Genomic DNA, 20,950 nt, shown 5'->3' with positions numbered 1-20,950 from the left:
ACAACAATAGCTTTTTAGTATCAACGCTTAAATAAATACCACCTGAACTTTGTTCTACCGTATAAAATCAACAATCAAATATGGCAAATCGTAAACGCATTTTAATTACCGGTGCAGCCGGCTTTCTGGGGTCGCATTTATGTGACAGGTTTATAAGTGAAGATTATCACGTTATTGCAATGGATAATTTAATCACAGGTGACCTGCGCAACATTGAGCACCTTTTTAAACTGGAAAATTTTGAGTTTTACAATCATGATGTTTCTAAGTTTGTGCACGTACCGGGCGAGTTACACTACATTCTTCACTTTGCGTCTCCGGCAAGCCCTATTGATTATCTTAAAATCCCGATACAAACCCTTAAAGTTGGTTCTTTAGGTACGCATAACTTACTGGGCCTTGCCCGTGCTAAAAATGCCAGAATGCTTATTGCATCAACCTCTGAAATTTATGGCGATCCGAATGTTAACCCACAGCCTGAGGAATATTGGGGTAACGTTAACGCGGTGGGTCCGCGTGGTGTTTACGACGAAGCAAAACGTTTCCAGGAGTCTATCACCATGGCTTACCATACCTTCCACGGCTTAGAAACCCGCATTGTACGTATATTTAATACATACGGCCCGCGTATGCGCCTAAACGACGGACGTGTGTTACCTGCTTTCATAGGCCAGGCTATCCGTGGTGAAGACCTTACTGTTTTTGGCGATGGTTCACAAACAAGATCATTCTGCTATGTAAGTGACCTTATTGAAGGTATATACCGTTTACTGTTTAGCGACTATGCATACCCTGTAAACATTGGTAATCCAAGCGAAATAACAATAAAAGAATTTGGTGAAGAAATAATAAAACTCACCGGCACCAAACAAAAAATGGTGTATAAGGATTTACCTTTAGACGACCCTAAGCAACGTCGCCCGGATATTACTAAAGCGCGTTCTATATTGGGTTGGGAACCAAAGGTATCCCGTGAGGAAGGTTTAAAGATCACTTATGAATACTTTAAATCGTTACCTCAGGAGGCCATTGATAAAATTGAACACAAAGATTTTACAACTTACAACAAGTAGTTGGTTTGCTCGGGCAAACCAACCTGATTTAATATGAAGATTTTAGTAACAGGCGGGCTAGGCTACATTGGCTCGCATACAGTGGTTGAATTGGTTGGGGCGGGTTATGAACCAGTTATTGTTGATAACCTTTCTAACTCCAACATCAAGATTTTAGATCAGCTCGCCAAAATAATCGGTTACAAACCCGCATTTTATGAGCTTGACCTGTGCGACGAAAAGGCTGTTCTGGACTTTGCCGCATCTGAACCTGAAATTGGAGGGGTGATACATTTTGCCGCTTATAAGGCAGTTGGCGAATCGGTAAAAGAACCATTAAAGTATTATCGCAATAACTTCTATTCGCTTATTAACCTGCTTAACGCATATAAAGGCAAGGCGCTGAACTTCGTTTTCTCGTCCAGCTGCACTGTATACGGTCAACCAGACGAATTGCCTGTTACCGAAGATGCTCCTGTGAAGGCTGCGCAATCTCCATACGGTAACACCAAGCAAATTGCCGAAGAAATACTTAAAGATGTAATTGCTGCCGGCAGTAATTACAAGATCATATCTCTGCGATACTTTAATCCAGTTGGCGCACATCAATCGGCGTTAATAGGCGAACTTCCACTGGGTGTGCCACAAAACCTTGTGCCTTTTATCACTCAAACGGCGATAGGTAAACGCGAAAAACTCACTGTGTTTGGTAACACCTACAATACACCTGACGGCAGCAACGTTCGCGACTATATCCACGTAGTAGATTTAGGTAAGGCTCACGTTGCGGCGCTTAAGCTAGCTGAAACAGAAGCGTTCACAGGCTTTGATGTATTTAATTTAGGCACTGGCAAAGGATCTTCTGTACTGGAGGTTATAAAAGCTTTTGAGAGCGTAACCGGAGTAAAACTCAACTACGAAATAGGGCCGCCTCGTGCAGGAGATGTAGAGCAAGTTTGGGGCGATGTTACAAAATCTACCGACGAGCTACACTGGAAAACAGAACTGGGGATTGAAGAAATGATGTCTTCTGCCTGGGCCTGGGAAAAGTATTTGGCTGAAAATCCGTTATAATACCGATATTTGCGAAGCCTTGTAATACGCCTTTGTGGGTGTGTTACAAGGCTTTGACTTGAAACACACTTTCCTGAATGAAAAAGATAATTATTACAGGCGGAGCTGGTTTTATTGGTTCACACGTAGTGCGCCGCTTTGTAAAAACCTATCCTCAATACCAGATCATTAACCTGGATAAACTTACCTACGCCGGTAACCTTGCTAACCTAAGAGATATCGAGAACGAACCTAACTATCGCTTTATAAAGGGTGATATTGTAGATCTTGCTTATATAAACAACCTGTTTGAAACGGAGCAGCCAGATGCAGTGATACACCTTGCGGCAGAATCTCACGTAGATCGTTCCATATCTAACCCGCTGGAATTTGTAATGACCAACGTGGTGGGCACCGTTAACTTGCTGAATGCCGCAAAACACATCTGGAAAGGCAATTACGCCGACAAAAGGTTTTACCATGTATCTACCGACGAGGTGTATGGCACGCTTGGTGAAACAGATATGTTTACGGAGACAACGGCTTACGACCCACATTCACCATATTCTGCATCAAAGGCAAGTTCAGATCATTTTGTAAGAGCATACCATGATACTTACGGCATTGATGTTGTAATATCAAATTGCTCTAATAACTACGGTTCTTTTCACTTTCCTGAGAAATTAATACCATTGGCCATCCATAATATAAAACAGCAGAAGGCTGTTCCGGTTTATGGTAAGGGCGAGAACGTGCGCGACTGGCTTTGGGTAGAAGACCATGCCCGCGCAATTGATGTTATCTTTCATAATGCGGCATCGGGTACTACTTACAACATTGGCGGGCACAATGAGTGGAAGAACATAGATCTGATTCAGCTGCTTTGCCGTATATTGGATAAGAAGCTGGGCAGAGCTGAAGGAGAGTCTGCAAAGCTGATCACCTACGTAACAGACAGAGCAGGACATGACCTCCGATACGCTATTGATGCCACCAAGTTGAAAAATGAGCTGGGTTGGACACCATCAATAACATTTGAAGAAGGGCTCGAAAAAACTGTTGACTGGTACCTGGCAAACGACGAATGGTTAAACGACGTTACATCTGGACATTACCAGGACTACTATAGCGAACAATATAACAACCGGTAAATAAATGTTTGGACTATTTAAGAAAAAGGAAGTTAAAAAAGTTAGAACGCTTGATTACGGGCCTATTGTTGTAGACATGCATTCACATGTATTGCCAGGAATTGATGATGGTGCGCAAACTCCTGAAGAGTCCATAGTTCTTATAAAAAAGATGATGGAGCTGGGCATCAAAAAGATTATTGCGACGCCTCACGTAATGGTAGATTACTATCGTAATGACAGCACTACTATATTCAATGCACTTTCTGTTCTTAAAGAAGAGCTGGTAAATCAGAACATAGACATTGAAGTAGAAGCCGCAGCTGAACATTACTTTGATGAGGTTTTTGAGAAGCGGATTGACGAACGTACCCTAATGACCATGGGTGGCGAGCAGAAATTTGTGTTGTTCGAGCTTTCGTTTATTAACGAACCACCAAATGTCATTCAAATGATCCAAAAGATGCGCGACGCGGGCTATAAGCCTATACTCGCGCATCCGGAAAGATATGGTTACATGGACATTGACCGATTGAGAATGATACGTAGCTGGGGATGTAACCTTCAACTGAATACTATTTCACTTACTGGTTATTACGGCAAGCCTACCAAGAAAATGGCTGAAGACCTGGTAGATGAGCAGATGGTTGATTTTATATCGAGCGATATGCACCATCCCCGCCATGCAGCAGCGTTTGAAGATGCTTTAACTACTGACTACGTAGAAAAATTATTGAACGATTATCCGCTGAAAAATAAGCTGCTGCTGCAATAAACATCGTTACTCGTAACGCAAAGCTTCTACCGGATCAAGCCTGGCTGCTTTCTTAGCCGGGTAAAACCCTGATGACAGACCAATAAAGGTACACAGCATTATAGCAAAGAATAACCACATCCATGGTACTACAAACGTACCACTGATTTGCACGGCTATTAAGTTCCCAACGGCCATACCTAATATTATTCCACCCAAGCCACCAATCAGGCAGATTACTATAGCTTCTATCAAAAACTGCTTGCGTATAACTGCAGGCGTTGCACCTATTGATTTGCGCAGGCCTATCTCGCGTGTACGTTCTGTAACAGATACCAGCATAATGTTCATCAAGCCTATTGCTGCGCCAAGCAGGGTTATAAAACCTATAGCAAAGCCTGCTACTGTAACACCATTTAAGTTATTGGTAAGCTCCTGCTGAATAGAGTCGCTACGGAAAATTTCAAAGTTATCATCCTCGCTAATGCGCAACCCGCGGATGTTCCTGAAGTAAGATGTTGCCTCACCAACAGTAGCATCAAGGGCGGTAGGATCGCTAATGGCTACAGTTATTTGAAATGAAGGTTTTGAGGTGGCAGCTATCTGGCGGGCTTTTACCACCGGTATAATGCAAAACTTGTCTCCTCCAAAACTATTGCTGCCTTTAGGCGCAAACACGCCTATTATCCTGAACTTGCTGGAGCCAAGCAAAATTGACTTGTTTAGCGGGTCCTCATTCTTAAATAACTTTAACCTTATCTCGTCGCCGATTATAACCACGTTAGCACCATGCTCCAACTCTGATGCAGAGAAGTTGCGACCTGAAGCCATCTTGTGCCCGGTGGTTAACAGGTAGTTCTCATTTGAGCCCGTTACAGAGATATTGGGATTTGTTTTAATGCTATTATATTTTGCTACCGCGGTACCAGTTACACTCAGGTCTATACGCACCTTTGCCGGCAGCTTAAAGCCTTTTTCAAAACGCGCTGCTTGTTCGTAAGTAATTACCGGGTACATTTTGCGGTGACCGCCCATACCAAAGCTAATACCCGAACCACGATTCTGGATGGTAAAGGAATTTGCACCCAAGCCTGCGAAAGCGTCGTTAGTGAATTGCTTAATACCTTCTATAGCTGTTAAAATACCTACAAGGGCCATTATACCTATAGCAATAATCAGCGCAGTAAGCGAGGTACGCAACCGGTTTCCACTTATAGATTGCAATGCAATAGATATATTTTCTCGTAGGGTAGTTTTTACCGCCATGCTGTAATTTTCAAAAACTTAGCGGTTTGACTGCATCATGATGCGCTTTGTTACAATCAGACTAAATTAAATACTTTGACGCGTTAGGCACATATCAATTAAAAAGCGCACCAATCTAAACTGATGCGCTTCTACTCAATCAGATAGCTGATCGTAATATATTTATTCTGCCTTACGCCTCTACTGCTTGCCCAATCAGGTTCTTTGCAACAAGGTATTCAGCTATTTGTACAGCATTGGTTGCTGCACCTTTACGCAAGTTGTCAGATACGATCCAGCAGTTAAGTGTTTTCTCCTGCGTTTCATCGCGGCGGATACGTCCGACAAAAACATCATCCTTATCATGCGCTTCAAGCGGTGTGGGATATTTAAGGTTAGCCACATCATCAACCACTACAATGCCAGGTGCTTTACTTAGCAAGTCCCTAACTTCCGCCAGATCAAATTCGTTCTCAAACTCAATATTAACCGATTCTGAGTGACCACCCATCACTGGAATGCGAACAGTAGTAGCGGTAACTTTAATATTCTCATCGCCCATTATTTTCACAGTTTCCTTCACCATCTTCATTTCTTCTTTGGTGTAACCGTTTTCAGTAAATACGTCTATATGTGGTAGAACGTTCAGGTCGATAGTATATGGGTAAGCCTTGGGGCCGTCAATACCTTTACGCTCATTAAATAACTGGTCTACTGCCTTCACGCCGGTACCTGTAACGGATTGGTAAGTAGATACTACTACACGCTTTATTTTATAAGCATCGTGCAATGGCTTTAAGGCCACAACCATTTGTATGGTAGAGCAATTAGGGTTAGCAATTATCTTGTCTTCCGGGGTAAGCACATCCGCATTTACCTCTGGTACAACCAATTTCTTGGTGGGATCCATTCTCCAGGCAGATGAGTTATCAATAACAGTAGTGCCCGCAGCCGCAAACAACGGTGCCTGCTCTAACGAAGCACTTCCACCCGCAGAGAAAATAGCAACGTCCGGCTTCTGCTTTATCGCATCCTCAACAGAAACCACCTTAAACTGCTTACCCTTAAAAGTAATTTCTTTGCCAATACTTTTTGCGGAAGCTACGGGGATTAATTCTGTAACCGGGAAGTTGCGTTCGGCTAAAACCTGCAACATCTTAGTGCCTACCAAACCGGTTGCACCTACTACTGCGACTTTCATTTTTGTTTATTGTTAATGATAATTAAATAGCAAAACTGGCTGCGATGCCAACATTGCATGTAAACGCAAATATGCGATTTTTAAACTAAACCGAAGATGAAAGACGACTGTTTTAGTATAATTTATTTGATTAAGAGTGCATCTATACCACTTGTAATTTACCAACCCTACGCTTGTTAGCTGTAAACTTTCCATTACGGATTGAGGTCATTTCCGCCAATTTTTTACCTTTGCAACCAAACCTGCATCTGCATGAGCGAAAAGATTTTTGTGATAGGGGCTAATGGCCAAATTGGCACCGAACTGGTAACTGCATTAAGGACTATACACGGCGCTGAGAACGTAATTGCATCTGATATAAACAGCCCGGTTTACGCGTTAAGAAATACCGGCCCCTTTGAATTTGCCAACGTGATGGACAAGGACAACCTGCATCACTTGTTTGACAAACATCGCCCTACGCAAGTTTACCTGCTTGCTGCAATATTGTCCGCAGTGGGCGAACAAAAGCCTAAGTTGGCTTGGGACCTTAATATGACCGGGCTGCTGAACATACTGGACCTGGCTGTTGAATTTAAAATAGCCAAGGTATTCTGGCCAAGTTCGATAGCGGTATTTGGACCACATTCACCCCAGTGGGACACTCCACAGTATTGCGTTATGGACCCTAACACTGTTTACGGTTTTAGTAAACTGGCAGGCGAGCGTTGGTGCGAGTATTATTTCACAAAATATGGTTTGGATGTACGCAGTATCCGGTATCCGGGCCTGATAGGCTGGCGTGCCAACCCGGGTGGCGGCACAACTGATTACGCTGTTCATATTTTTCATGAGGCACTTAAAACAGGCAAATATCAAAGCTTTTTAGCTGAAGGTACCGCCTTGCCAATGATGTATATGGACGATGCGATACGTGCAACAATAAGCCTGATGGATGCTCCTGCAGAGCGTATTACTATCCGGTCCAGCTACAACCTTGCAGGAATAAGCTTTACGCCGGAACAATTAGCTGATGAGATTAAAAAACGTTTGCCTGACTTTGAGATTAGCTATGCAGACAATGACCCACGCCAGGCAATTGCAGATAGCTGGCCAAAATCAATTGATGACAGCCAGGCCCAGCAAGATTGGGGATGGCAAATAGAGTATGACCTGCCAAAGATGACGCACGACATGCTGGATAATCTAAAGAAGACATTATAACATTGCGGTGCTGTAATACATTTATTCGGAAGTACAGTTATTTAAAAAATTATCAATATATTGATAAAAACGATAAATTGAGCTCCTTAGGAGATCGTTAGCTAATATGGGAAGAGCATTTGAATTCCGTAAGGAAAGAAAGTTTAAGCGCTGGGCTAAAATGGCAGTGCAGTTTACCCGTTTGGGTAAAGAAATTGTGATGGCAGTTAAAGCAGGTGGTGGCGACCCTCACACCAACTCGCGATTGCGTACCGCTATCCAAAACTCCAAGGCGGTTAACATGCCGAAGGACCGTGTAGAAGCGGCCATTAAACGCGCTACCAGCCGCGACGAAAAAGATTACGAAGAACTGGTTTACGAAGGTTACGCACAACACGGCGTAGCGATACTGGTAGAAACCGCAACCGACAACACCAACCGTACCGTGGCTAACGTACGTAGCTACTTTACCAAGTACGGTGGCACGTTAGGCAAAACCGGATCGCTGGATTTCATCTTCAGCCGTAAGTCTGTTTTTCGTTTTGATCCGGGAGAACGTGACCTGGAAGAACTGGAATTTGAACTGATTGATGCAGGCTTGGAAGACTTATTTGTAGAGTCGGACGAAGAAGGTAACGATATTGCAGTGATTCATGCAGCTTATGAGGACTTTGGCAAAATGCAGAAGACTTTAGAAGAGATGGGCATCGAAACAAAGTCAGCTAAGCTGGAGCGTATTCCACTTTCAACCACCGCCGTTACAGAAGAACAGGCAGCAGATGTGCTGAAAATAGTGGATCGCCTGGAAGAAGATGATGATGTGCAGGCGGTTTACCATAACATGGCCGAGTAACGTTCTTGTCAATGTTCAGCTTGGAAAGTTCAGGTAATTACCACTTGATGATTAAAAGTCTGCCTTTTAAGTAAGACCCGGAGGATGTTTAATGCCACTACTATCAACACGTAAGCAGGAAAAGAAAGTAAAGGTAACTTTTGCCAATGGTTTGCTTTTTGTGGAGAAAGCTGATGGAAAGCAGCAGGCATTTCCGTTGGAATGGTTCCCTAAGTTAATGAACGCTAGCGAAGAAGAGCGTGAAGACTGGGACCAAACAGATAAGGGATTGCGCTTTAACAAACTTGGCGTGGACGTGGACTTATAAGCTATAAAAATGACTTTCGAAGAGTTCTTCAATAAAAAGCGGATTGACCTCATGGCCCTGAAAGCTGGTGAGCCCGTACTATTTGCAGAGTTCCGGGAGCATTTTGAGCAAATGGGCGAAAAAAGCTTCGATCATACAAAAAAGTATTGGTTCAATAAATTAAGGTTACAGTACCATCTTGCACCGGAGCTAAAGCCGGAAAAAGTACACCTCGAGAACCGCCTTGCTGAACAAACCATTGTAGAAACACTGACAGAAAACATTCCTCAGGGTGAAAGTCAACAGCCAAAAAGTGATGAGGCACTGAGCTCTGCTGAAAAAGCATCAGGATTTAAGCCAAGGTTTAAAGCTGCAACCCCGATATCAACTACCAATACGCCTGATGTACAACATCCTGTATTAAAGGATAGCGCTACAGTTACTTCCGAGGTAAATGAAGCTGCCTCGACCAAAGATCAATCACTGGAGTACCAGCAGGAAAAAGAAGCAATGCAAGCCCTTGCGGACGAAACCAACAGGCCTGCTGATGATACACCAACTCCATCTGCGGGCACCAAACAACCCGGCTTTAAACCCCGGCTTAACGTAAAGATGACGAGTGGCGAAGCGCCCCAAACTAAAAAGCTCGAGCAGACACACCCTGACGACGAGAACCGGGTTATAGCTTCAGAACCAACATTGCCAGAATCAGAAAAATCGGAAGCGCCAAAGCCACCTGGTTTCAAACCAAGATTCAATATGAAAATGGCAGGTGCCAAGCCCCAACAGGAGCTAGGCACAGCAGAACCGGAAAACAAAGGACAGGAAGAAGAAGACGTTAGTTCAACAAACATTTCTACCGAATCTCAACAACCTGAAGCACCCGAACCGCTGCCAAAGGATGAGGGCGCAGCTAAGCCAGCCGGCTTTAAGCCCAGGTTTAACATGAAAATGGTTGCACCTAAGCCAGCTGAAACTAGAGAGTTTCGTGAAGATACCGGCGCCGAACCAGCAAAAAGCGATTCGGCAGATGACGCCTTAACCGTTGCACCGGAGCATACTACTGCAGAACCGGAGACAGACACAGCACCTAAAGCATCAAAACCGGCGGGGTTTAAACCTCGTTTCAATATGAAACCCAAACCTTCGCAAGAGTAATTTTATTTGATCATAACACCACATCATTATATGGATACCCAGGAACTTTTTAATCAGGATCGTGGCAGCGAAGAGAAGCCGAAAAAGCAAAGTCCGCTGGTAAGCCTCGAACGGGATTTAAAATTCTTTAACGAGTCTATTCACGAAGTAGCAGTAGATATCATGTCAGAAGGTATATCCTCTACCCCAATATTTATTGCACACCAGCACGAAGTTAAGCTTGGAGAAGTAATATTGGACCGTAATGAACTGAATACGGAGTGGAGCATACACGCTTCTACTATAGAGGAGTTTGTAGAAAAAGGGATTATCAAAAAGGAGTTGAAAGACCGTTTTATGAACACGTACAAAAATCCCAATGATTTTATGTGCCTTTTTGTGATCGTACCAGAGGGTGCAAATTTTGTTTATTACCCTTACACTAAGAGTTAATTACAGGCAGTTGAAATGTTGTAATGTTCGTTTATCTTTACGGCAACAGCAATTTCACCTTCAGTGATACTATACCGCAGCGAAAACCATGTCCGAGAAAAAGCTTCTTATACTCAACAGCCATCAAATACAGCAAAAGATAGACCGCATTGCTTACCAGGTACTGGAAGATAATTTTGATGAAGAGGAATTACTTATTGCCGGTATATTACCCAGGGGTAACCATGTAGCCGAAAGATTAAAAGCTGTATTAGATAATATCGCTCCGTTTAAAACAAGGCTACTGGTAATTGAACTACAAAAACAAAGCAGCAGTCTGCAGGCTAAGATCAACTTTGATATAGAGGAGTGCGCAAATAAAGTAGTTGTATTGGTTGATGATGTGCTTAACAGCGGCAAAACCCTGGCTTATGGCTTTGGGGTGTTTCTTGATGTCCCTCTAAAAAAGCTCCGCACCGTAGTACTTGTAGACCGAAACCACAAAAGCTTTCCCGTAACTACCGACTATGCAGGAATGGCATTATCTACTGTTATAAAAGAACACGTAAGCGTTGTTCTGGACCAGGAAGGTGAAGATGACGCGGTCTATTTGATGTAAATATAGGCTATCTATCAAGTCTCTGCCGCAATAGGGTTGTATTCTTACTTGGCTTTGATGCCGGTGACCTCCATCAACCCCTCTGCAGATATGGTTATACCGTTAACAATGTGCGTGGCCTGCTCATAGTACATTTCCCTTTCTTCAAGCTTTTGTGATATAAAGTTTACAAGTTCATCACCGCTTTTCCCCTGCACCAACGGCCGTTTAATGCGGGCATTCTCTAAGCGCTCGGCTAGTGTTTTTGGCGAATGCTTAATGTATAGTGATTGGCCCTGACTGTTCATCCAAACCATATTGTCAAAAAAACAAGGCAAGCCACCACCTGTAGAAACAATAACGTCCTCGGGGTACTTGGTCTCCTTTAATACCTTCGACTCCAGTTTTCTAAAAGCCTCCTCACCGTGAGCAGCAAAGTATTCCGCCACACTCATGCCTGCTTCTGCTTCGAGGGCGTTATCGAGGTCTATAAATGCGTAGCCAGTTGCAGCAGATAGCTTTTTACCCCATGTGGTTTTACCACATCCCATAAACCCTATAAGGAAGATCCGGCTCATTGCTTACTGAAGTATTGTTTTACGAGGTCATCGTATGATGGTACGTTGTGATAATGCCATTTATTTACAACAGTTCCGTTTTTTATCAGCATTATACCGGGGTTGGCGCGCACCATTGTTTTAAGCGGAACACCGTCTGCATAGAATACTTCGGCAACTAGCTTGTGCTGCTTTGCAAACTGCTCTGCATTTTGTGGCGCATTTGACGTAAGCAGTATAACACGGGTATTATAGTGTTCTATAAGGTTTGCAGCAAGCGCATTGAGCTTGGCCAAAGCAGCATTGTCCGCTTGTTCCAGATTGTCGGCCACAATCCATAAACTATAGTACGGACTTGAAAGAAGTTCCTGGTTATAGTTTGTGCCGCCGTTATCCTGAATGTTCAGGTCGCGTATTTTAGGTTCAAAGCCTTTTTTAACAAGCTTGTTTTCGGGGTTACCAATTATCTCCCAGTTAGTGTCTTTCCATATGGCCGTCTTCAGGTATTCTTTGTCAGTCATGGTTTTGGTATCACCTGTTTTCTTGTTCTTGAGATGGTAGGTGATCTCAAACCCATCCGGTGCGGCACCGGGTGGCGTTTTCATTTGAGCCAAAATATTGTTTCCCGCTTTATAAGGCAGAAAATCTACTATCGGCATGAAGTTGTAAGTATACAAGCCAAACCCCACAGAAATAACAGCAGCTCCTACTAGCAGTTTATCACCTAACTTCTGTTTAACTAACGGCTGTATGCGTTTACGATTTACAAAAAGCACCAGCACCAAAGCCAGCAGTACCATATCCTTTATGAACGACTGCCAGGGCGTAAGCGGGATTGCGTCACCAAAACAGCCACAGGTTTGCACTACTTTAAAATAGGCCGAGTAAAAAGTGAGGAAGCCAAAGAAGACAATAAGCAGCAGTAAACCCCAGACAACTTTGACGGCTCTTACACCCACCAGCAACGCGAAGCCAAGCAGCATCTCTAATGCGCAAAGAATAATTGCCATTGCAAGTGAAAAACTGCTCAAGAATGTTAATCCAAATACTTCGAAGTATTCCTCAAGCTTATAGGAAAACCCGAGTGGATCGTTAGCCTTTATCAGTCCCGAGAATATAAACAGCAAGCCTACGGCAATCCGGCACAACCAAACTAAACGGTTCTTCATTTTACTCCCAGCTTTATCAACGCAAACACCGAATAGTTAAGCATGTCCTGGTAATTAGCATGCACACCCTCAGAGGCAAGTGTTTGTCCTTGGTTATCTTCTATCTGTTTAACCCTCAAAATTTTCATCAAGATCAAGTCGGTAAGTGAGCTTATCCGCATATCGCGCCATGCTTCGCCGTAATCATGATTTTTAGCAAACATCAGGTCTTTGGTCTCTTTCACCTTCGCATCAAACATTTGTTCTACGTGTGCAGGCTCCAGTTCGTAAGACGTATTATCTGTACTGTCCAACTGCATCATAGCTATAACGCAGTAATTTACAATGCCAATGTACTCCCCCGTAATATCGTCCCCCACTTTAGAAATCTTTTTTTCTTCCAGCGTGCGAATGCGTTGGGCTTTGATAAAAATTTGATCCGTAATTGACGACGGACGAAGTATCCGCCATGCTGTACCATAATCGCGGGTCTTTTTCATAAAAAGGCCTTTGCAAACGTTGATGACCGAGTCGTATTCTGCAGATGTATTGCTCACTTGGAAAAACAAAACTCCTTTGGATTTATATGCGGTTGCAGGGCGAGTGTAAGTTATCCCATTTTTGCTCCTTTGGAAAAGGTGGCGCATATATTTGCTGAATAGCACTACAAAGGTAATTTGACTGTACCTTTGCTACCTAAACAAACAATGGCTAAAGATACGTTTTTTAGAAAAAAGGCCATCATAAATGCAGGCGGCAAATTGATAGAGCTCTCCTCACCAACCGTGATGGGTATTATCAATATAACACCCGACTCCTTTTATGCTGACAGCCGCAAGAACAGTTTGGATGATATTTTAAGCCAGGCAGAACGCATGCTGGCAGAAGGTGCAACCATCCTGGATATTGGCGCTTATTCCTCAAGACCTGGAGCAGAAGACATTTCTGCCGATGAGGAGCTGTACAGATTATTACCTGCAGTAGGCGCCATTGCAGAATCGTTCCCTAGCGCAGTACTATCCATAGACACGTTTCGTGCTGAAGTTGCGGAAGCTGCTGTAAAAGCCGGAGGACACATTATAAATGATATTTCAGGTGGGAGTTTAGACACAAACATGTTTAACACCGTTGCCCGTTTGCAGGTGCCGTATATCCTGATGCACATGAAAGGCACACCGCAAAACATGGTTAAGTTGGCAACTTATACTGATGTATTCAGCGAAGTGTTCGACTACTATGTGGAAAAGATCTATCAGCTAAAGCGCCTCGGTGTTCACGATATCATCCTTGATCCAGGGTTTGGCTTTGCGAAAACTGCAGAACACAGTTACGAGCTCATGAAGCGTTTGGATGAACTTGAACGTCTACAGCTGCCCATATTAGCAGGAGTATCACGCAAACGCATGATCTATGGCCTGCTGGGTACATCAGCTGACGAAGCGCTAAATGGCACTACTGCGCTTAACACCATTGCACTTATGAAAGGTGCAACTATCCTGAGGGTACATGATGTAAAGGAAGCAGTAGAAGCAATAAATGTCTGGGAAGCGGTGACCGCTTAATTTATTTTTCGATAACCGTATGATGGCCCGTCTGCTATAGATGTGCCAATAGTGATAGTGCTAGGGGTCTCTGTCCACGCATCGCTATAATCAGGATTAGTGAACTTTATAGTACCAAATGCCAGGGTGTCGCGGCGCTCGGTTATATTAATGCTAAACTTTCCTTGCTTTTGCACTTTACCGTCAAGATATCTAATGTAGGTACTATCTCTATTAAATTGATAGATGTCGCCGTTACCTGCTGGTACTTTCGCCGGTTGTGACCATCCACCCGAAATAGAAGCCAGTTCCCATTTTCCAAACAAGCCGGAGACTGGCACTACTTTTTTATCTTTTTTACAGGATGCCAGGAATGCTATAACAGCCATTAACAGTAAAGCCTTTTTCATAATGTGGGTTTATTGCTATTACGGGTAATTAAGCAGTTGTGCTACAGTAGGTACCTGAAATTTAAACTTCTCCGGCCAACGCCATCATCTTTAATATATCATCTACGTATTCGCGGCTGTTTGCCAGACGGGGCACTTTATGCTGACCTCCAATTTTGCCACGTTCTTTCATCCACGAAAAGAATGTTCCTTCAGCAACTTTGCGGACAAGCGGTCGACGAAGCGCCATATCCTTAAACCTTTTTGCATCGTAATCAGAATTTATGCGGCGTAAGGTCTCATCAAGAATATCAACAAACCTGTCAAATTCGCGCGGCCGTTCTTCAAACTCTATCAGCCATTCGTGCGCGCCACATTCATTATCGCTGAAATATACCGGTGCTGCGGTATAGTCGCGTACGATAGCGCCAGTTTGAGAACAAGCTTCTGCAAGTGCCCGTTCTGCATTATCTACAATCAGTTCTTCGCCAAATGCATTTATAAAATGCTTGGTACGGCCCGTAATTTGAATGCGGTACGGGCTTAACGAGGTAAATTTAACAGTATCGCCGATCATGTACCGCCAAAGGCCAGCGTTGGTACTGATAATAAGTGCATAGTTTTTGCCAAGTTCTACCTCATCCAATGTTAACGTATCGGGATGTTCGTCGTACAAGTTTTCTAAAGGCAGAAATTCATAGAAGATACCATAATCTAACATAAGCAGCATTTCGCCGGGTGTTTCCAAATCCTGAATACCAAAGAAACCTTCAGATGCATTATAAGTTTCCAGGTAATACATTTCGTCGTTTGGTATCAGCTTTCTAAACTGATCACGGTATGGAGTAAAGTTTACTGCTCCGTGAAAGTAAAGTTCCAGGTTGGGCCAAACCTCTAACAAGTTATTTTTACCGGTAATCTCCAGTATTCGTTTAAAGAGCAGGATATTCCATGTAGGCACACCGCTGATGCTGGTTACGTTTACATCCTTGGTGGCATACGCCATCTTTTCTATTTTCTCCTCAAAGTTCTCGAGAAGCGCTATGTCCAGGTGAGGTGTACGATAAAACTCAGCCCATAGGGGCAGGTTCTTCATGATCACTGCAGAAAGGTCTCCAAAAAAGGTATCGTCACTTAGCTGGCTTACCTGATGGCTGCCGCCGAGGGTGAGGCTTTTACCGGTAAATATGCGCGCATCAGGCCTGTTGTTAAAATAAAGGGTAAGCATATCTTTTCCCCCTTTGAAGTGACATTCCTCCAGTGACTCTTCACTTACCGGTATAAATTTGCTCCTGTCGCTGGTAGTGCCTGACGACTTCGCAAACCATCGTATCTCAGATGGCCAAAGGACATTTTGCTCGCCTTTGAGCATTCGTTCTATATAAGGCTTTAGCGTATCGTATGTTTGTATTGGTACCCGCTCCTTAAAATCAGTAAGATTTTCGATGCTTTTATAGTAATGCTTTTTGCCCCATTCAGTGTTTTCGGCACCGGCCACTAATTGCTCAAACCACTCTTCCTGTACTTCGTTTGGATACTTCATAAAAAGCTCTATCTGATGGATACGCTTTTTCATAAACCAGGTAAAAACAGAGTTTAAAATGGTCATACAGGATGTTTAGCAGTGCGTTTTGACGTGTTTGATAATTGGTTGCGACAAATACATAATTACCAATACCTGCTACAGCAGCTTTGGCGGGTGCACCGGCAGATTTAAACTAAAGAAATTTATTGAGCAAAAGTTTTTCTCTTCAGCACAAAATTTGCACCCAGGTATACTTTACGTACCAACTCATTAGCAGCCAATACTTCTGGCACGCCGGACTCTAGTATCTTCCCTTCAAATAGCAGATAGGCGCGATCTGTTATTGAGAGGGTCTCCTGTACGTTGTGGTCGGTTATCAAAATACCGATATTGCGGTGGCGGAGTTTTGCAACCATCGCTTGTATCTCTTCTACAGCAATAGGGTCTACACCAGCAAAAGGCTCATCAAGCAGAATGAAGTTCGGTTCGGCAGCAAGCGCCCGTGCTATTTCAGTACGACGCCGTTCACCGCCGGATAGTAAGTCGCCACGATTTCTGCGTACTTTATGCAGGCTGAACTCATCTATCAGTTCCTCTAGCTTATCCCTCTGCTTATCTTTAGGCATTTTACCCATTTCCAGCACCGCTTTGATGTTATCTTCAACTGTGAGTTTTCTGAACACAGAGGCTTCCTGCGCCAGGTAACCTATACCTTTCTGTGCTCGGCGGTACATTGGGTCTCCGGTTATGTCCTCATCATCGAGGTATATTCTACCTTCATTAGGCTTAATAAGGCCTACTATCATGTAAAACGACGTGGTTTTGCCTGCCCCATTTGGGCCAAGTAACCCAACGATTTCGCCCTGCGAAACATTGAACGTTACGTCGTTTACAACAGTGCGCTGTTTGTACTTTTTAATCAGATGTTCTGCCCGTAATATCATAAAGCCTGAGCCCTCTTTATCTCCCGTAACGTGAGACTGGTAGTATTGTTATATTATATGCCGCCGGTACTGTTTAGTTTAGTAGCTCACATTTACTTAAACGGAACCAAATCTAATCCCTTTTATATTCAATTGAATGCTTCGCTGCTCACGCCAAACATTCTCTTCGATGGTATAACACACATCAAAAGGTACATTCGGTTTTAACATTTGCAGGTACTCGCCATAATTAAAAGCAATACAGCTAAACGCTGCCGACCCTGGCTGTATTATATTCACTTTTATATGATTACCGCCTACCAGCCCTGCATTGCCGCTAACATACACATTTTTGGTTAGGAACACTGGTGCCATATTCTCCGGGCCGAATGGTGCAAACTGCGCCATTATCCTGAAAAATTTCGAATCGATATCGCTGAGGTTCAACTCCGCATCAATAACAATCTGCTGTGTTAGTTGCTCTTCGCTAATGCTGGTGCTTACTACTTCTTCAAACCGGTGCATAAAAGCGTCAACATTCTCGGGCTTCATAGTTAAACCAGCTGCATAACGGTGACCACCAAATTGTATCAGCAGGTCACTGCAGCCGCAAAGTGCTTCGTAGAGGTCATACCCTAATACAGAACGTGCGGAACCTGCCACGTGTCCGTTTGACCGGGTAAGCACCACCGTCGGCCGGTAATACTTCTCAGTTAACCGCGATGCTACAATGCCAATAACGCCTTTGTGCCATTTCTCGTTAAAGACCACCGTAGATTTGCGACTTATCAATACTTCATCGCCATCAATCATTCCCAGGGCTTCGTCAGTTATCTGCTGGTCATGCCCTTTACGTTCGACATTTCGGTTGTTTATCAAAAGACCTTGCTCCTTTGCCTCATCCTCATGGCAGGATATCAGGAGCTTTACCGCATCTTTTGCGTCAGCTATCCTGCCGGCAGCATTAATACGTGGCCCGAGCAGAAACACTACATCAGAAATGGTATACGGGCCACCACGGCCAGATACCTCCATAAGCGTTTTAATTCCAATGCAAGGGTCGTTGTTAATCTTTTGCAAACCAAGGTGTGCCAGCACACGGTTTTCACCTGTAATATGCACAATGTCGCAGGCAATGCTTATAGCGGCTAAGTCGTAATACTCAGCAACATGCTCAAAAGGCAGATCATGTTTTTGGGTATAAGCCTGGGCAAGTTTAAACCCGATGCCACAGCCGGATAGCTCTTTGTAAGGATAATCGCAATCAGCTCTTTTAGGATCCAGTATAGCTACGGCATCCGGCAACTCTTCTCCGGGTAAGTGATGGTCACAAATAATGAAATCGATATCAAGGGTATTTGCGTAAGCAATCTTATCAACAGACTTAATACCACAGTCAAGTGCAATAATCAGCGTGAAACCGTGCTCTGCAGCATAATCAATCCCCTGCGTTGATATCCCATACCCCTCTTTGTAGCGATCTGGTATGTAGTACGCTATATTTTCATGATGCTTTTTAAAGAAGCTATATACCAGCGAAACGGCCGTAGTACCATCCACATCATAGTCGCCAAACACCAAAATCTTCTCGTTTCGGGCTATTGCAAGGTCAATGCGATCGATGGCTTTTTCCATATCCTGCATCAGAAATGGATCATGCAGGTGCAGCTCGCTTGGCCTGAAAAAAAAACGGGCTTCTTCGAAATTGCTAATAGACCTATGAGCAAGCAGGTTAGCTAATACCGGACTTATGTTAAGCTCAGTTGCTAAATGCTCTACCACTTCAGTACTACCGGCACCTTTCAATACCCATCGTTTGGCCATATCAACAGAAAATAAGATGACAAAGATAGCGGTTTCGCATTAACCCTTACTAACGCCTCTGTCGCTAAAATACCATCAACATGAAAACGTATTTTGCCCTGGCTTGCTAATCCACAATTTACAGTTATCAAGTCATGCATGTATTTGCCCAAAGCATTCATTCCTAACGCTATCAACCACTTAACTATACAAATTATTATTTGCTAAAACCCTTTTAAACCGTATTTTTGCAAACTTAATTTTTAAATACAAAGATGTCAGCAACCGAGGTGAATACAAAAACTACAGCCCCAACCAATGTGGTGGAGAAGAAAGGTAGTTTTATTCAGGAGAATCAAAAAAGCTTACTATTTATAGCTGGAGCTATTATTGTTTTAGTTGTAATATACATTGCTTACTTAAGGCTTTACCTGGCTCCTCGTGAAGTTACTGCAGCTAACCAAATGCATGTAGCACAGGAATACTGGGCCAAGAAAGACTGGGACAAGGCTATTAAGGGTGCTGATAGCTATCCTGGCTTTGAGAAAATTATTGCTGATTACAGTAACACCAAAACTGCTAACCTGGCCTATTTTTACCTTGGCGTTGCATACCTCAATAAAGGCGAATTCCGTAAGGCTATTGATAACTTTAACAGCTATCGTGGAGATGATGTTATGGTGGCGGCAGAAGCTTACGGTGGCGCAGCAGACGCTTACGTAGAACTTAAAGATTACGACAAAGCAGAGACCTACTTTAAAAAAGCAATTGATAAAGCTAATAACCAGTTCTTATCTCCCGTTTACCTGAAAAAATTAGGCCTTGTTTACGAAGCTAAAAACGACAATAAGGCAGCTGCTGAAAGCTACAAGAAAATAAAGACAGATTACCCGGCAAGTGCTGAAGCTCAAAACATTGATGAGTATATTGCACGTGCTGAGGCAAAATCATAATTACTACAAGTAAAAGTAAAAAGGTTGAAAATGGCCCGCGTAATTTGCGGTAACATTTTCAACCTTTTTTATTTAAAAACTTTAAGCGACTAATTAATAACGATCAACGTATGGCATCATCATTAAAAAACCTATCTGATTTTTCAACTGCATCAGATATCCCGTCTGCAGAAGAGTTTAAATTTGGTATTGCCGTAGCAGAATGGAATGCCGAAGTTACCGGCGCTTTATACAAAGGTGCATTTGACACTCTAGTTAAATACGGCGCAAAAGAGGAAAATATACACAGCTACCCTGTTCCGGGTAGTTACGAACTTGTTGCAAGTGCCGACCTTTTGCTGCAAACGGGAAAGTTTGATGCTATTATATGTTTAGGCTGCGTGATACAGGGCGAAACCCGTCACTTCGACTTTATATGTGACGCGGTAGCAAATGGTCTGTATACTGTTGGTGTAAAATATGCTAAACCTGTTATATTTGGTGTATTAACCACTAACGACCAGCAGCAGGCTATTGACAGGGCAGGTGGTAAACACGGCAACAAAGGAGATGAGGCTGCTGTAACAGCAATTAAAATGGCCAAATTAGCTGCAACATTAAAGGAGTAAAAACGTATTATTGTGTTATAAAATAAAAAATGAAAAAAGCATTTTACATTGCTATTGTAGCTTTGGCGCTAGGTTGCAGCATATCTTCATGCTCTAACAAACTTTGTCCGGCTTATGGTTCTTACCCTAATAGGGGGAGGTAGAAACGGCGTGTTGTTTACCGCTTTAATTAAAACCTAAGCAGTTTTACATTGTATTAACTATTAACAAAGTTTATACTCGTAATTTTGCTTTATGGAATGGATATCGTTAGATACTGCGGCGCAGATAGATAATATTAAACAAAATCAAGGCTATAGTTTGATATTTAAACATAGCACACGCTGTTCTATCAGCATGATGGCTAAGAGGCGTTTTGAACTTGACTGGGAGAATCTGCCTGATGATATGCCCCTTTATTTTCTTGACTTGATTAAACATCGTGAACTATCGAATAAAGTTGCGACAGATTTCCAGGTACATCACGAATCTCCTCAATTGCTATTAATCAAAGATGGTGAATGTGTGCTTGATCAATCACACGGTGCTATTTCAGTTGACGAAGCGGTTTCGGTATTGAACTAAATATTATTTGATAGCT

At 43.1% G+C, this 20,950-nt stretch carries 23 protein-coding genes; 14 read left to right on the top strand and 9 right to left on the bottom strand.

All coding sequences use genetic code 11. From position 1 onward, the window contains the following. Positions 1–80 precede the first annotated feature (80 nt). The 4 genes from AC59GT_RS02660 to AC59GT_RS02645 all read left to right on the top strand — a co-directional run bounded on the left by AC59GT_RS02660 (position 81) and on the right by AC59GT_RS02645 (position 4,010). The gene (locus AC59GT_RS02660; protein ID WP_497236205.1) at positions 81–1,073 is read left to right on the top strand and encodes a UDP-glucuronic acid decarboxylase family protein; all 993 of its coding nucleotides are present in this window, start codon (positions 81–83) and stop codon (positions 1,071–1,073) included. Positions 1,074–1,106: 33 nt separating this feature from the next. Then, positions 1,107–2,126, top strand: a complete 1,020-nt coding sequence (gene galE, locus AC59GT_RS02655) for a UDP-glucose 4-epimerase GalE (protein ID WP_497236204.1) — start codon at positions 1,107–1,109, stop codon at positions 2,124–2,126. A 77-nt stretch (positions 2,127–2,203) separates the two neighbouring features. Next, the gene (gene rfbB / locus AC59GT_RS02650; RefSeq protein ID WP_497236203.1) at positions 2,204–3,256 is read left to right on the top strand and encodes a dTDP-glucose 4,6-dehydratase; all 1,053 of its coding nucleotides are present in this window, start codon (positions 2,204–2,206) and stop codon (positions 3,254–3,256) included. Between the two features lie 4 nt (positions 3,257–3,260). Next, the gene (locus AC59GT_RS02645) at positions 3,261–4,010 is read left to right on the top strand and encodes a tyrosine-protein phosphatase (RefSeq protein ID WP_497236202.1); all 750 of its coding nucleotides are present in this window, start codon (positions 3,261–3,263) and stop codon (positions 4,008–4,010) included. A 6-nt stretch (positions 4,011–4,016) separates the two neighbouring features. Here the strand turns inward: AC59GT_RS02645 and AC59GT_RS02640 are convergent, their stop codons facing one another. Together AC59GT_RS02640 and AC59GT_RS02635 are read right to left on the bottom strand one after the other, a co-directional pair. After that, positions 4,017–5,255 carry an ABC transporter permease gene (locus AC59GT_RS02640; RefSeq protein WP_117384436.1) on the bottom strand — a complete coding sequence of 413 codons (1,239 nt, stop codon included), beginning with the start codon at positions 5,253–5,255 and terminating at the stop codon, positions 4,017–4,019. A gap of 172 nt (positions 5,256–5,427) precedes the next feature. Next, positions 5,428–6,435 carry an aspartate-semialdehyde dehydrogenase gene (locus AC59GT_RS02635; RefSeq protein WP_497236201.1) on the bottom strand — a complete coding sequence of 336 codons (1,008 nt, stop codon included), beginning with the start codon at positions 6,433–6,435 and terminating at the stop codon, positions 5,428–5,430. 252 nt (positions 6,436–6,687) lie between these two features. On the opposite strand from AC59GT_RS02635, the gene AC59GT_RS02630 reads away from it, so the two are divergent. From AC59GT_RS02630 to AC59GT_RS02605, 6 genes are all read left to right on the top strand, one after another. Continuing rightward, a complete protein-coding gene (locus tag AC59GT_RS02630; protein WP_497236200.1) occupies positions 6,688–7,638 on the top strand; it encodes an NAD-dependent epimerase/dehydratase family protein in 951 nt (316 codons plus the stop codon). A 106-nt stretch (positions 7,639–7,744) separates the two neighbouring features. Further along, a complete protein-coding gene (locus AC59GT_RS02625) occupies positions 7,745–8,470 on the top strand; it encodes a YebC/PmpR family DNA-binding transcriptional regulator (protein WP_497236199.1) in 726 nt (241 codons plus the stop codon). Between the two features lie 91 nt (positions 8,471–8,561). Further along, positions 8,562–8,777 (top strand): DUF2442 domain-containing protein, encoded by a 216-nt coding sequence (locus AC59GT_RS02620; RefSeq protein WP_497236198.1) that lies wholly within the window; start codon positions 8,562–8,564, stop codon positions 8,775–8,777. Positions 8,778–8,786: 9 nt separating this feature from the next. After that, positions 8,787–9,914 carry a hypothetical protein gene (locus AC59GT_RS02615; protein ID WP_497236197.1) on the top strand — a complete coding sequence of 376 codons (1,128 nt, stop codon included), beginning with the start codon at positions 8,787–8,789 and terminating at the stop codon, positions 9,912–9,914. 30 nt (positions 9,915–9,944) lie between these two features. Beyond that, on the top strand, positions 9,945–10,346 hold the full coding sequence (locus AC59GT_RS02610) for a hypothetical protein (RefSeq protein WP_117384442.1): 402 nt from the start codon (positions 9,945–9,947) through the stop codon (positions 10,344–10,346). A gap of 88 nt (positions 10,347–10,434) precedes the next feature. Next, positions 10,435–10,944 carry a phosphoribosyltransferase family protein gene (locus tag AC59GT_RS02605; protein WP_497236196.1) on the top strand — a complete coding sequence of 170 codons (510 nt, stop codon included), beginning with the start codon at positions 10,435–10,437 and terminating at the stop codon, positions 10,942–10,944. A gap of 44 nt (positions 10,945–10,988) precedes the next feature. Here the strand turns inward: AC59GT_RS02605 and AC59GT_RS02600 are convergent, their stop codons facing one another. From AC59GT_RS02600 to AC59GT_RS02590, 3 genes are read right to left on the bottom strand one after another with little or no spacing between them, the layout of a single operon-like run. Next, positions 10,989–11,501, bottom strand: a complete 513-nt coding sequence (locus AC59GT_RS02600) for a shikimate kinase (RefSeq protein ID WP_497236195.1) — start codon at positions 11,499–11,501, stop codon at positions 10,989–10,991. Beyond that, positions 11,498–12,649, bottom strand: coding sequence for a BT_3928 family protein (locus AC59GT_RS02595; protein ID WP_497236194.1), 1,152 nt, complete (start codon positions 12,647–12,649; stop codon positions 11,498–11,500). Before AC59GT_RS02595 ends, AC59GT_RS02600 begins: the two co-directional genes overlap by 4 nt. Next, positions 12,646–13,128, bottom strand: coding sequence for a DUF1599 domain-containing protein (locus AC59GT_RS02590; RefSeq protein WP_497236193.1), 483 nt, complete (start codon positions 13,126–13,128; stop codon positions 12,646–12,648). The genes AC59GT_RS02595 and AC59GT_RS02590 overlap by 4 nt, the downstream gene beginning before the upstream one ends. Before the next feature lie 207 nt (positions 13,129–13,335). Here AC59GT_RS02590 and folP point away from each other — a divergent pair, with 207 nt between their 5' ends. Beyond that, positions 13,336–14,190 carry a dihydropteroate synthase gene (folP, locus tag AC59GT_RS02585; RefSeq protein WP_497236192.1) on the top strand — a complete coding sequence of 285 codons (855 nt, stop codon included), beginning with the start codon at positions 13,336–13,338 and terminating at the stop codon, positions 14,188–14,190. Here the strand turns inward: folP and AC59GT_RS02580 are convergent. The 4 genes from AC59GT_RS02580 to recJ all read right to left on the bottom strand — a co-directional run bounded on the left by AC59GT_RS02580 (position 14,187) and on the right by recJ (position 18,830). Next, positions 14,187–14,579 (bottom strand): hypothetical protein, encoded by a 393-nt coding sequence (locus AC59GT_RS02580; RefSeq protein ID WP_497236191.1) that lies wholly within the window; start codon positions 14,577–14,579, stop codon positions 14,187–14,189. The genes folP and AC59GT_RS02580 overlap by 4 nt on opposite strands. Before the next feature lie 61 nt (positions 14,580–14,640). Continuing rightward, entirely contained in the window at positions 14,641–16,167 is a 1,527-nt protein-coding gene (locus AC59GT_RS02575; protein WP_497236190.1) for a GH3 auxin-responsive promoter family protein, read from the bottom strand. Positions 16,168–16,286: 119 nt separating this feature from the next. Next, complete coding sequence (lptB, locus tag AC59GT_RS02570) at positions 16,287–17,027, bottom strand: LPS export ABC transporter ATP-binding protein (protein WP_497236189.1); 741 nt, start codon at positions 17,025–17,027, stop codon at positions 16,287–16,289. 96 nt (positions 17,028–17,123) lie between these two features. Further along, positions 17,124–18,830: a single-stranded-DNA-specific exonuclease RecJ gene (gene recJ, locus AC59GT_RS02565; protein ID WP_497236188.1), complete on the bottom strand. Its 1,707-nt coding sequence runs from the start codon at positions 18,828–18,830 to the stop codon at positions 17,124–17,126. Between the two features lie 254 nt (positions 18,831–19,084). Here recJ and AC59GT_RS02560 point away from each other — a divergent pair, with 254 nt between their 5' ends. From AC59GT_RS02560 to ytxJ, 3 genes are all read left to right on the top strand, one after another. Continuing rightward, positions 19,085–19,762, top strand: a complete 678-nt coding sequence (locus tag AC59GT_RS02560) for a tetratricopeptide repeat protein (RefSeq protein ID WP_117384453.1) — start codon at positions 19,085–19,087, stop codon at positions 19,760–19,762. Between the two features lie 110 nt (positions 19,763–19,872). After that, positions 19,873–20,370 (top strand): 6,7-dimethyl-8-ribityllumazine synthase, encoded by a 498-nt coding sequence (ribH, locus tag AC59GT_RS02555; protein WP_497236187.1) that lies wholly within the window; start codon positions 19,873–19,875, stop codon positions 20,368–20,370. 234 nt (positions 20,371–20,604) lie between these two features. Continuing rightward, complete coding sequence (ytxJ, locus tag AC59GT_RS02550) at positions 20,605–20,934, top strand: bacillithiol system redox-active protein YtxJ (RefSeq protein WP_497236186.1); 330 nt, start codon at positions 20,605–20,607, stop codon at positions 20,932–20,934. Positions 20,935–20,950: the final 16 nt, after the last annotated feature.

The sequence above is a fragment of the Mucilaginibacter sp. 320_HR genome, from assembly GCF_059691875.1.
The sequence above is the reverse complement of the archived record's forward strand: the minus strand, read 5'-3'. Positions and strand labels throughout refer to the sequence as shown.